The 11,958-nt window shown below is 70.3% G+C and carries 10 protein-coding genes and 1 pseudogene; 8 read left to right on the top strand and 3 right to left on the bottom strand.

What is annotated here, in order from left to right; genetic code table 11:
- The first annotated feature begins 2 nt into the window (after window positions 1-2).
- On the top strand, window positions 3-2,279 hold the full coding sequence (locus J0P97_RS13985) for a RelA/SpoT family protein (protein ID WP_215488409.1): 2,277 nt from the start codon (window positions 3-5) through the stop codon (window positions 2,277-2,279).
- Here the strand turns inward: J0P97_RS13985 and J0P97_RS13980 are convergent.
- The 3 genes from J0P97_RS13980 to J0P97_RS13970 form a co-directional block, all read right to left on the bottom strand.
- Window positions 2,258-2,839, bottom strand: a complete 582-nt coding sequence (locus tag J0P97_RS13980) for a type IV toxin-antitoxin system AbiEi family antitoxin (protein ID WP_215488408.1) — start codon at window positions 2,837-2,839, stop codon at window positions 2,258-2,260. The two genes, J0P97_RS13985 and J0P97_RS13980, sit on opposite strands and share 22 nt — an antisense overlap.
- 125 nt (window positions 2,840-2,964) lie before the next feature.
- Complete coding sequence (locus J0P97_RS13975; protein ID WP_372449722.1) at window positions 2,965-4,527, bottom strand: DUF349 domain-containing protein; 1,563 nt, start codon at window positions 4,525-4,527, stop codon at window positions 2,965-2,967.
- A 105-nt stretch (window positions 4,528-4,632) separates the two neighbouring features.
- Window positions 4,633-4,965, bottom strand: coding sequence for a superantigen-like protein SSL4 (locus J0P97_RS13970; protein WP_246540570.1), 333 nt, complete (start codon window positions 4,963-4,965; stop codon window positions 4,633-4,635).
- A 115-nt stretch (window positions 4,966-5,080) separates the two neighbouring features.
- On the opposite strand from J0P97_RS13970, the gene J0P97_RS13965 reads away from it, so the two are divergent.
- The 7 genes and pseudogenes from J0P97_RS13965 to J0P97_RS13935 all read left to right on the top strand — a co-directional run.
- A complete protein-coding gene (locus tag J0P97_RS13965; protein WP_215488406.1) occupies window positions 5,081-6,391 on the top strand; it encodes a replication-associated recombination protein A in 1,311 nt (436 codons plus the stop codon).
- A gap of 6 nt (window positions 6,392-6,397) precedes the next feature.
- Window positions 6,398-7,285: a tetratricopeptide repeat protein gene (locus J0P97_RS13960; RefSeq protein ID WP_215488405.1), complete on the top strand. Its 888-nt coding sequence runs from the start codon at window positions 6,398-6,400 to the stop codon at window positions 7,283-7,285.
- A 157-nt stretch (window positions 7,286-7,442) separates the two neighbouring features.
- On the top strand, window positions 7,443-8,072 hold the full coding sequence (rpsD, locus tag J0P97_RS13955; protein ID WP_215488404.1) for a 30S ribosomal protein S4: 630 nt from the start codon (window positions 7,443-7,445) through the stop codon (window positions 8,070-8,072).
- 95 nt (window positions 8,073-8,167) lie between these two features.
- Window positions 8,168-8,485 (top strand): ATPase, encoded by a 318-nt coding sequence (locus J0P97_RS13950; RefSeq protein ID WP_215488403.1) that lies wholly within the window; start codon window positions 8,168-8,170, stop codon window positions 8,483-8,485.
- Window positions 8,486-8,547: 62 nt separating this feature from the next.
- Window positions 8,548-11,211, top strand: coding sequence for an alanine--tRNA ligase (gene alaS / locus J0P97_RS13945; RefSeq protein ID WP_215488402.1), 2,664 nt, complete (start codon window positions 8,548-8,550; stop codon window positions 11,209-11,211).
- Window positions 11,208-11,681 (top strand): Holliday junction resolvase RuvX, encoded by a 474-nt coding sequence (ruvX, locus tag J0P97_RS13940; protein ID WP_215488401.1) that lies wholly within the window; start codon window positions 11,208-11,210, stop codon window positions 11,679-11,681. Before alaS ends, ruvX begins: the two co-directional genes overlap by 4 nt.
- Window positions 11,681-11,958 (top strand): annotated as a pseudogene (locus J0P97_RS13935) (endolytic transglycosylase MltG); the annotation flags it as partial. The gene ruvX and the pseudogene J0P97_RS13935, both read left to right, overlap by 1 nt.

Genomic DNA, 11,958 nt, shown 5'->3' with positions numbered 1-11,958 from the left:
GAGTGACGGAGACGACGCCCGCGTCCGCCGCTGGAGCGGCCCCGCCGCCGCAGAGTTCTTCTCTGCGGCGGCTCGTTCCCCGCATCTTCTCGCGAGCGCCGTCGCGCAACGGGGTCGAGCAGCTCATCCGGACGGTGCGCACGCACCATCCCAAGGGCGACGTCACGATCATCGATCGCGCCTACCAGGTGGCTGCCGCCGCACACGCGTCGCAGAAGCGGCAGAGCGGTGAGCCGTACATCACCCACCCCCTCGCCGTCGCCCAGATCCTGGCAGACCTCGGGCTCGGACCGCGCGCGATCGCCGCGGCTCTTCTGCACGACACGGTGGAGGACACCGAGTACAGCCTCGACCAGCTGACGGCGGAGTTCGGCGACGAAGTCGCGATGCTCGTCGACGGTGTCACGAAGCTCGACAAGGTCAAGTACGGCGATGCCGCGCAGGCCGAGACGGTCCGGAAGATGATCGTCGCGATGTCGAAGGACATCCGGGTGCTGCTCATCAAGCTCGCCGACCGCCTCCACAATGCCCGCACGTGGGGGTTCGTCCCGCCCGAGAAGGCGGCGAAGAAGGCCACCGAGACGCTCGAGATCTACGCTCCTCTCGCGAACCGCCTCGGCATCCAGGCGGTCAAGAGCGAACTGGAAGACCTGTCGTTCGCGGTGATGCACCCGAAGCTCTACGCGGAGATCGAGAGCCTCGTCAAGCAGCGCACCCCGCAGCGCGAGGAGTACGTGCACACCGTCATCGATGCGGTCGAGTCGGATCTGCGCGACCTGCGCATCCGCGGACGCGTGATGGGCCGGCCGAAGCAGCTGTACTCCGTGTACCAGAAGATGGTCGTCCGCGGTCGGGAGTTCGACGACATCTACGACCTCATCGGCATCCGCGTCCTCGTCGGGACGGTACGCGACTGCTACGCCGTGCTCGGTTCGATCCACGCGCGCTGGACGCCCATCCCCGGCCGGTTCAAGGACTACATCGCCACGCCGAAGTTCAATCTCTACCAGTCGCTGCACACCACGGTCATCGGCCCGGGTGGACGGACGGTCGAGATCCAGATCCGCACCAACGAGATGCACCAGCAGGCCGAGTACGGCGTCGCGGCGCACTGGAAGTACAAGGAGCGGATGGCGGGGCGTGCTCCCGACGCCAAGTCGGTCGACGCGGACATGGCGTGGCTCGCCCACATCTCCGACTGGCAGGCCGAGACCGCCGACCCGGGGGAGTTCCTCGATTCCCTGCGCTTCGAGATCGGCGCGAAGGAGGTCTACGTCTTCACCCCGAAGGGGCGGGTGATCGGACTGCCCTCGGGCGCGACCCCCGTCGACTTCGCCTATGCCGTGCACACCGAGGTCGGCCATCGCACGATGGGCGCCAAGGTCAACGGGCGGCTCGTGCCCCTGGAGAGCGCGCTCAACTCGGGCGACGTCGTCGAGGTCTTCACCTCGAAGAACCCCGACGCCGGCCCCAGCCAGGATTGGCTGACGTTCGTCAAGTCGACCCGTGCGCGCAGCAAGATCCGCGGATGGTTCACCAAGGAACGCCGCGAGGAGGCCGTCGAGCAGGGCAAGGATGCCATCGCCCGTGCGATGCGCCGGCAGAACCTGCCGTTGCAGCGCCTCATGAACCAGGACTCGTTCACCGACGTCGCCCACCAGCTCCGGTACGAGGATGTGACGGCGCTCTACGCCGCGGTCGGCGAGGGGCACATCTCGACCCAGTCGGTGATCGAGAAGGTGACCGCCCTCGTCAGCTCCGAGGAGGACACCTCCACCGGCCCGATCGAGATCCCGCACGTGGGGCGCTCCCGCGCGCCGCGCGGCGGCGACTCAGGCGTGCTCGTGCGTGGGGCGCCGGACATCCTCGTGAAGCTCGCGAAATGCTGCACACCGGTCCCCGGAGACGACATCGTCGGATTCGTCACGCGGGGGAGCGGAGTGTCCGTGCACCGCGCCGACTGCACCAATGTGAAGTCGCTCCTCGACGACCCGGAGAGGATGATCGAGGTCTCGTGGGCGCCGACGACGAAGAGCGTCTTCCTCGTGCACATCCAGGTCGAGGCGCTCGACCGTTCGGGTCTTCTGAGCGACATCACACGCGTGCTCAGCGAGCACCACGTCAATATCCTCTCGGCATCCGTGCAGACGACGAATGACCGCCTCGCGCTGAGCCGTTACGTGTTCGAGATGGGTGACATCGTGCACCTCGATCGTGTGCTGAACGCCGTGCGCAGGATCGATGCGGTCTACGACGTCTATCGCGTCACCTCCTCCTGAGCCCCTTCTGAGGGATCGGGGGCGATGAGCCTGCGCAGGTCCCTCATCGCGGGGCGCTTGAAATGCAGGCCGCTGCGCGCGGACAGGATGTCGCGGGCCTCGGCCGCCAGTGCCGGCCGCCACGCGAGGAGTGCGTCCACCGCCGCGGCGACATCTTCGCCTTCGTACCGGGCGCGCACGAGGTCCGCGAGCGTTCGCGCGGGTGTGGTCACCCACACCCCGCTGATCTCGAGGAGATCGCACGATGCGATCGGCTGGTCCCGGTAGCGCACCCGAAGGTCGACCAGCGGCCTCCCGCGCGCGCCCGACCGGCGTTGGAGGGAATGCCGGGGCGGTGGCTGCGGAAGCGCCCCGTGGACCCACGCGGCGCTCTCGCGCGTGATCGCGAGGCCGATGGCGGCGCTGCCTCGAAACGAGGCCGCCCGCAGCTCGCGCGTCTCTACCGCGTCGGTCGGCATGAACGCATCGCCGATCTCGACGAGGTCGCCGTCCAGTCGCGCTGAGCAGAGTTCGGCGATCGACAGACGATCGCCGGCGAAGTACAGGAACGGCCACGACATGACCGCATCGTGACATCACCCGTGGGTGCCCAGAGGCCACCTCGGTCGATCTGTGGACGATCGGGCCCGAGGCGCCCTTGGGAACGGCGCGATCCGTCGCCCCGCCGGCGGGGACGCCTGCGCGCTCAGCCGCCCAGGGCGGAGAGCCACGCCTTCCGCGCCTCGAGGGCGTCGGTGGCCTTCGCGATGGCGGCCTTGTCCTTCGAGGCCTTCGCCTTCTCCAAGTCGGATTCCAGGCCCGCGATCGCATCCCGCAGCTGGCTCGTCATGTCGTTCTGACGCGCCTTGGTCTCCGGGTTGTTCGACTTCCAGTCGGCGTCCTCCCGCGACTTCAGCCCCTGCTCGATCTTGCGCAGGTCGTCGTCGAGTGCGCGCTCGGCCTCGCGGGGGAAGATCCGCCCGATCTCGTCCCAGCGACGCTGGATGCCGGTGAGCAGGGAACGCGCCTTGCCGTTGTCCTTCTCCTTGGGCACGGCGGCCGCCTCGGTGAGGAGGGCGCGCTTGGCATCGATCTTCTCCTTCGACGCCTCGGCATCGGCGTGCTCGCGGTCCGACCGTGCGCTGTAGAGCGCGTCGCCGGCGGCCTTGAAGCGAGCCCACAGCGCGTCGTCGGCCTTCTTGCCCGCACGCCCGGAGGTCTTCCACTGGTCCAGCAGCGCTCGGTAGTCGCCGATCGCGTCCTCGCCGCGGGCGACGAGCGCCTCGGCCCGCTCGACGAGCCGGCTCTTCGCGTCGCGAGCGGACTTGTGCTGCTCGTCGAGCCCCGCGTAGAACTCGCGGCGGTGCTTGTCGAGCGTCGCACGTGCGTCGCGGAAGCGCTTCCAGAGCTGCTGGCCGGTGTTCTTGGGCAGACGAGGGCCGGTGGACTGGTGGCTCTGCCACTGCTCGAACAGGTCGGTGACCTCCTGCGAGGTCTGCTTCCACTGGATCGACTTCGGGTCGCGCGCCGCGATCGCCTCGATTCGCTCGACCAGTCCGGTGCGCTCGGCGACAGCGGCATCCAGCGCCTCGCGATGTGCCTGCGCCTCCTCGGCGGATGCCTCGCTGAGCGTGCCGTCCAGCGCGTCGAGGCGGGCGACGAGGGCGGCGAGGTCGCCGACGGCGGCGGCGCCGACGACGCGCTCGCGCACGGCCGCCGAGGTGGACCGGAGGTCGGATGCCGACGCGCCGCCGCTGCGGTGACGCGTCTCGAGGAGGGTGACCTCGCCGGCGAGGTCGGCGAACTTGCGCTCGAAGTAGGCCAGCGCCTCGGCGGGGGTGCCATCGGGATACTGGCCGACGACGCGCCACTCGGCGCCCTCACGGACGGATACGGTGCCGTCGTCCTCGACGCGGCCGAACGATTCCGCGGGGGCGGCCGCCACGGGCGCGGTGGCCGGACGCGCCGCCGGCGGGCGGGGCATCGGGATGCGCGACGGGGTGGGGACAGGCGCCGCGGGAGCCGGTGCCGGCGTCGCGTCCGTCGCGTCGTCGTCGGCGACCCCTTCTGCGGGGGTCGCCTCCGCGGCGGAGTCGGCAGGCTCCGCGGCGTCGGGCTCGGTGGCGGCGGTCTCGTCGATCGCGTGGGGCTCGGCAGGAGGCGTGATGGCCTCGGCTTCCGTCGCAGCGGTCTCTGTCTCGGCGGTCGGGACCTCGGCGGTCGGGACCTCGGGGGTCTCGTCGTTCGAGGATTCGATGGCGTCAGTCACGGGTAGCACCTCGTCGCGGCGCACGCCGCATGGGGGTTTCGGTCGGCTCACAGCCTATACGGCACGCGCGCCGCGGACAGGTGGGCAGGCTCCGGGTGGGCGGGATCAGGGAGCGGTCGTCGGCTCGGGTGTCGCGGCAGGGGCGCTCTCCTGCGGAGCAGGCGCCTCCGTCGGCTGGGGAGCTCCCGGCAGGGTCTCCTCCGGCGTGGGGGTGGATGTCGCAGTGGGGGAGGGCACGGGGGTGCCGGGCCCAACGGTGACGTAGGCGACCTGCGCGCCCACGATGGCGAGGATGAGGAGCCCGCCCGCGACGCCCGCGATGACGTTGTCGCGTCGACGCCGCGCGATCAGGCCGTCGTGGAACTCCTGGCGCGCCTGGTAGACGCGCGCACGCTCCTTCTCCTCGCGCGATTGCTTCTTTCCTGCACCCGTCGCCACGGGGACCTCCCTTGCCTTCCCGGTGGGCCGGGCCTCAGGCATCCTAACGCGGTGAGGCGATCGGCCCCGGCGCGCGGACGGCCGTCGTGTCGGGACCGGCGACTAGCCTGGACGGATGTCCACGGCATCCGCGCTCTTCCAGGGTCAGACCCCTCTGGCGGTGCGGATGCGACCCACATCGCTGGACGAGGTGGCGGGTCAGGGCCACCTCCTGCGGCCGGGATCGCCGCTCGTCGCCCTCGCCGATGCGGGCCAGAGCGCACCCGGCGCCGTCTCGGTGATCCTGTGGGGTCCGCCCGGCACGGGCAAGACGACCCTCGCGCAGGCGATCGCTCGGACGTCGGGCCGTCGATTCGTCGAGCTGTCCGCCGTGACGGCGGGGGTGAAGGACGTGCGGGAGGTGATGCAGGACGCGCTGAACCAGCGCGATCTGTACGGCGCGTCGACGATCCTCTTCCTCGACGAGATCCACCGCTTCACGAAGGCCCAGCAGGATGCCCTGCTGCCGGGCGTCGAGAACGGGTGGGTGATCCTCATCGCCGCGACGACGGAGAACCCGTCGTTCTCGGTGATCTCGCCGCTGCTCTCGCGCTCACTGCTGCTGACGCTGAAGCCGCTGACCGACGAGGACCTCGGCGCCCTCATCGACCGCGCCGTGAGCGATCCGCGCGGGCTCGACGGGAGTGTCGAGCTCTCACCCGAGGCTCGCACGGCGCTCGTGCAGCTCGCCTCGGGAGATGCCCGGCGCGCGCTCACCTCTCTCGAGGCTGCCGCCGCTGTCGCCGGGGAAGCGGGCACGGTCACTCCCGAACACGTCGAGCAGGCGGTCGACCGGGCGCTCCTGCGCTACGACCGGCAGGGCGATGAGCACTACGACGTCATCAGCGCGTTCATCAAGTCGATCCGCGGGTCGGACGTGGATGCCTCGATCCACTACCTCGCGCGCATGATCGAGGCGGGCGAGGACCCCCGTTTCATCGCGCGGCGGCTCGTCATCTCCGCATCCGAGGACATCGGCCTCGCCGACCCGCAGGCGCTCGTCATCGCGGTCGCCGCCGCCGACGCGGTCGCCTTCATCGGGATGCCCGAAGGGCGGATCCCCCTCGCCGAGGCGACCGCCTACCTCGCGTCGACGGCGAAATCGAATGCCGCCTACCTCGCGATCGACAAGGCCATCTCCGACGTCCGTGCCGGCGGTTTCGGGCGGGTGCCCACCCACTTACGCGATGCGCACTATCCCGGGGCGAAGCGCCTCGGCCATGGGAAGGGTTACGTCTACCCGCACGACCTCGAGGTCGGCGTGGCGACGCAGCAATACCTCCCCGACGAGCTGCGCGGTCGGCGATACTACGAGCCGACCGGCCGGGGCCTCGAGCGCGACATCGCGGCGCGGGTGGAGAAGATCCGAAAGATCCTGGGGGAGTGACGGGCAGTGACCTCTGACGACTTCGATGCGCGCATGAACGACTACTGGGACCAGTGGAACGATCGCGAACCCGCGCAGATGCACGCCGATCTCGAGGCGATCCTCAGCGAGCGCGGCTGCGACGACGCGCGTGCCTCCTACGAACGCGGGTCGTTGCACGACTCGCTCGGGGAAGAGCACGACGCGATCCCGCTCTACCGCGACGCGCTCGCGAACGGGCTCGACGACTCACTCCGCACGCAGGCGACGATTCAGCTCGCCAGCACGCTGCGCAATGTCGGGGATGCCTCGGGAGCCATCGCCCTGCTGCAGGGCGTGCCGGGCACGGATCCGCTCGCCGAATCGGCGCGCGCCTTCCTCGCGCTCGCGCTCTTCAGCGACGCGAAACCCGCCGCCGCGCTGCGCACCGCCCTGCAGACACTCGCACCTCACCTGCCGCGGTACCAACGTGCGATCGGCGCGTACGCGGGCGAGCTCGAGAACTCCCATCGCATTCGCGTGATCGCCGTGGGGCTTCTCGTCCATGACGGCTGGGTGCTTGCGGAGGAATACGTCAGTGCGGATGGCGCGCACCGCTTCCTGCGGGCGCCCGGCGGCGGGGTCGAGTTCGGTGAGCATGCCGACGCGGCGATCCGTCGTGAATTCGCTGAGGAGCTCGGCGTCACTCTCGACGAGGCGGATCTGCTGGGCGTCACCGAGAACATCTTCGACGCGCAGGGGCGGCGCGGGCACGAGATCGTCTACGCCTACGGCATCCGCTGCGCCGCTCTAGAGGACCTGCCCCACGACGCGCGCCTGCCGGTGCTGGACTCTGACACGACCGTCGGCTGGTACCCGCTCGACGCACTCCCGGCACCGTTCTACCCGGTGGGATGCCTGGAACTGGCCGTCTGATAGGCTGGACCGGCTCGAAACAGGAGTTTTCGGGCATCCCCTTCCTCTGATCAAGACCTCTCGGCGTGCCCCGGCGTGCAGTCCGAGCAGGGCGTGGAGTGGGAGATACGTCCGCGAGTCGTGACAGACACGACCGCGTCACCAGAAGGAGATCTTCGTGGCAACGAAGTCCCAGGACCGCCGGAAGGTGCGCCTCTCGCGCGCACTCGGCATCGCCCTCACCCCCAAGGCCGCCCGCTACCTCGAGAAGCGTCCCTACGCTCCCGGCGAGCACGGCCGCACCAAGCGCAAGCAGGACAGCGACTTCGCGGTCCGCCTCCGCGAGAAGCAGCGTCTGCGCGAGCAGTACGGCATCCGCGAGAAGCAGATGCGCAACACCTTCAACGAGGCCCGTCGCAAGGACGGCCTGACCGGTGAGAACCTCGTCGAGCTGCTCGAGATGCGCCTCGACGCGCTCGTCGTGCGCTCCGGCTTCGCCCGCACCACGGCGCAGGCGCGCCAGCTCGTCGTGCACCGTCACATCCTCGTCGACGGCCAGCTCGTCGACCGCCCGTCCTTCCGCGTGAAGCCGGGTCAGACCATCCACGTCAAGGCCAAGAGCGAGGGCCTCGAGCCCTTCCAGGTCGCGGCCGCCGGTGGTCACGCCGAGGTTCTGCCCCCGGTTCCGGGCTACCTCGAGGTCGAGCTCGACAAGCTCCAGGCGAAGCTCGCGCGTCGCCCGAAGCGCGCAGAGGTGCCCGTCACGTGTGATGTGCAGCTCGTCGTCGAGTACTACGCCGCTCGCTGATACCGCGTACACACCGCGGGGCATCGCTCAGCGGTGGACGAAGGGCGCCGGGTCATCCCCGGCGCCCTTCGTCGTTTGCGCCTAACATGGAGCGCATGAAGAACGTCGTCTGGTTCGTCCTGGGTCTCGCCGGTGGATTCGTCGCCGCCCACCTGGTCAACAAGGATCCCCGCGGGCACGAGGTGCTCGCCGAGGTCGACGCGCGCATCGGCGAGTTCACCGATCGCATCGGGGACGCCTACCGCGCGCAGGAGGCGAAGATCGACGGCATCGCCGCGGACGTGAAGGACGCCGCCGCAGGCGCCCTGGGTGCGGCCAAGGATGCCGCAGCCGCCGCCGTCGACACTGCGAAGGACACGGCATCCGATGCCGTCGACGCGGTGAAGAACACCGCTGCGAAGATCGCCGACTGACCCATCCGGCACGCTCCCGCCCGTCCCGGGCGGCGCATGCTCCTGCCCGAGGACACCCACGCATGAAGACTGCAGAGATCGCCCAGCGCTACCTGGACTACTTCGAGAAGAACGGGCACACGATCGTGCCGTCCGCCTCGCTCGTGACCGACGACCCCGCCCTGTTGTTCACCGTCGCGGGCATGGTCCCCTTCATCCCGTACCTCTCCGGCGACGTCCCTGCGCCCTACAAGCGGGCCGCGGACAACCAGAAGTGCATCCGCACGAACGACATCGAAGAGGTCGGCAAGACGCCGCGCCACGGCACCTTCTTCCAGATGCTCGGCAACTGGTCCTTCGGCGACTACTTCAAAGAGGGCGCGATCCGCTACGCGTGGGATCTGCTGACGAGCCCCGAGGCCGACGGTGGGCTCGGCTTCGACGCGAAGGACCTGTGGGTCACCGTCTACGAGGAGGACGACGAGGCCCACGACCTCTGGCTGCGCCTCACCGACCTGCCCGAGGAGCGCATCCAGCGCCTCGGCAAGGACACGAACTACTGGTCGACCGGCCTCCCGGGCCCCGCCGGTCCCTGCTCGGAGATCTTCTTCGACCGCGGGCCCGCCTACGGCATCGACGGGGGACCGGCGACGGACGACGACCGTTACGTCGAGATCTGGAACCTCGTGTTCATGCAGTATGAGATCACGAACGTCACCTCGAAGTACGACTTCGACATCGTCGGCGAGCTGCCGAACAAGAACATCGACACCGGCATGGGGCTCGAGCGGATCGCGTTCATCAAGCAGGGCGTCGACAACATGTACGAGACCGACCAGGTTCGTCCGGTGCTCGATGTCGCGGTCGCCCTCAGCGGCAAGACCTACGGGGCGGATCACGAGGACGACGTCCGGTTCCGCGTCGTCGCCGACCACGTGCGCTCCTCGCTCATGCTTCTGAGCGATGGAGTCACCCCCTCCAACGAGGGCCGCGGCTACATCCTGCGCCGCCTCATGCGTCGCGTCATCCGCGCGATGCGCCTGCTCGGCGTCGACGGTCCTACGTTCGCCGCGCTGTTCGCCGCGTCGCGCGACGCGATGAAGGACGCGTATCCGATCGTCGGCGAGGACTACGAGCGACTCGCGCAGTACGCCCTCGCCGAGGAGGCGACGTTCCTGCGCACGCTCGCGGCGGGCTCCGAGAACCTCGACGCGTCGATCGCGGCGACCAAGGCCGCGGGCGGCGAGCGGATCGGCGGCGCCGAGGCGTTCCTCCTGCACGACACCTACGGCTTCCCGATCGATCTCACGATGGAGATCGTCGAGGAGGCGGGCCTGACGGTCGACCGCGACGCGTTCGACACGCTCATGCACGAGCAGCGCGCTCGCGCGAAGGCCGACGCCCGCTCCCGCAAGCGCCAGCTCGCCGACACGAGCGTGTACCGCGACCTGCGCGCCAAGGGTGAGACCGTCTTCACCGGCTACACGGACCTGGAGACGGAGTCCACGGTCCTCGGCATCCTCGCGGACGGTGTCGCGGTCCCGCGCGCCGGAGCCGGTCAGATCGTCGAGATCATCCTCGCCGAGACGGCGCTGTACGCCGAGAGCGGTGGGCAGGTGGCCGACAAGGGCATCATCGTGGGCCCGGGATACGAGCTGGAGGTGCTCGATGTGCAGCGCCCCGTGCCGGGCCTCGTCAGCCACACCGTCGAGGTGACCAGCGGGGAGGTGGGCGTCGACCAGCCGGCCACGAGCGTCGTGGATGCGCAGAACCGTCGCTCCGCGCAGCAGGCCCACTCCGCCACCCACCTCGTGCACGCCGCGCTCCGCGACACGCTCGGTCGTTCGGCCACGCAGGCGGGCTCGCTGAACCGCGCCGGATACCTGCGGTTCGACTTCGCGTGGAACCAGGCGCTGTCGGATGCCACGAAGACCGAGATCGAGGAGATCGCCAACAACGCCGTGCGCGACAACCTCGAGGTGACGACGCGGGTGATGTCGCTCGACGACGCGAAGGCGGCCGGCGCCATGGCGCTGTTCGGCGAGAAGTACGGCGAGACCGTGCGGATGGTCGACATCGGCGGGCCGTGGTCGCGCGAGCTCTGCGGCGGGACGCATGTCGGCTCCAGCGCCGAGGTGGGCCTCATCAACCTCGTGGGCGAGTCTTCGGTCGGCGCGTCGAACCGCCGCGTCGAGGCGCTCGTCGGCCTCGATGCGTTCCGTGAGCTCGCAGCCGAGCGCGCCATCGTCTCTCAGCTCACCAGCTCGCTGAAGACGCCGAAGGACCAGCTCGCGGCGAAGATCGCCGAGCTCTCCGCCAGCTTGCGCTCCGCCGAGAAGCGCATCGCGCAGTTCGAGGCCAAGGCCCTCGAGGGGCGCATCCCCGCCCTGGCCGGCTCCGCTGTCGCCTCGGGCGCGTTCCGCGTGGTCGCCGAGTCGATCGGGACGGCGGCATCCGGTGATGACGTCCGCTCGCTCGCTCTGCAGGTACGCGAGCGCGTCGGAGCCGGCGCGGTGGTCGCTCTCGGCGCCGAGGTGTCCGGGCGGCCGGTGGTCATCGTCGCGACGGATGAGGTCGCCCGCGCCGCCGGTGCGAAGGCAGGCGCCCTCGCGAAGGCTGCCGCCGCCGCCCTCGGCGGCGGAGGAGGCGGTCGCGACGACGTCGCCCAGGGCGGCGGGACGGACGCCGCGGCGCTGCCGGCGGCGCTCGGCGCCGTCCGGAGCGCGCTGGAGTCGGCGGTCGCGTGAGCGGTTTCCGCCGTGGCGTGCGACTCGGCGTCGATGTGGGCAAGGCCCGCGTCGGTGTCGCGCGGTGCGACCGTGACGGGCTCCTCGCCGTTCCCGTCGAGACCGTGCCCCGCGACGACGCGTCCCTGACCCGGATCGCCGCGCTCGCGCGCGAGCACGACGCGTTCGAGGTGCTCGTCGGTCTCCCCGTGAGCCTGTCCGGTGGCGAGACGGCCTCCACGGCGGACGCGCGCGCGTTCGCGGCCGGTCTGGCAGAGGTCACCGCCCTTCCGGTCCGCCTCGTCGACGAGCGCCTCAGCACGGTCTCCGCCCATGCCGCATTGCGGGAAGCCGGGCGATCCCAGAAATCTTCTCGTAGGATTGTCGACCAAGTCGCCGCGGTCGTGCTGCTCCAGCAGGCCATCGACGTCGAGAAGAGCACCGGCACCCCGACCGGAGCTCTGCTTCCCGGATCGCTGGAGAACCCCTGATGCCCGAAACCCCGTCGAACGACGACCCGTTCGCGGACCTCTTCCGAAACCTCCCGACCGCCGCGTCCCGTGCGGCTCGCGAGACCCGCTCGACGACGAGCGGTTCGGCCACGAGCGTCTCGCCCTCCGAGGAGCAGGCCACGCCCGCGGCGTCGGATGCAGCGGGCGCCGTTCCGTCCGCGCCGGCACAGGACGCAGCCCCGCCGAGCCGCCGCGCGGCGCGCGCCGCTGCGCAGGCAGAGGCCGCGCCGGAGCCCGTTCCCGCACCGGTCGCAGC

Source organism: Microbacterium flavum, assembly GCF_018717645.1.
GTDB classification, from domain to species: domain Bacteria; phylum Actinomycetota; class Actinomycetes; order Actinomycetales; family Microbacteriaceae; genus Microbacterium; species Microbacterium flavum.
This window is presented reverse-complemented; position numbering and strand designations above follow the sequence as displayed.

What these genes read in the sequence shown, in the direction of transcription:
- J0P97_RS13980 (WP_215488408.1), bottom strand. Translation starts at nt 2,839, where the DNA reads ATGTCGTGGCCGTTCCTGTACTTCGCCGGCGATCGTCTGTCGATCGCC.
- J0P97_RS13965 (WP_215488406.1), top strand. Translation starts at nt 5,081, where the DNA reads ATGTCCACGGCATCCGCGCTCTTCCAGGGTCAGACCCCTCTGGCGGTG.
- J0P97_RS13950 (WP_215488403.1), top strand. Translation starts at nt 8,168, where the DNA reads ATGAAGAACGTCGTCTGGTTCGTCCTGGGTCTCGCCGGTGGATTCGTC.
- alaS (WP_215488402.1), top strand. Translation starts at nt 8,548, where the DNA reads ATGAAGACTGCAGAGATCGCCCAGCGCTACCTGGACTACTTCGAGAAG.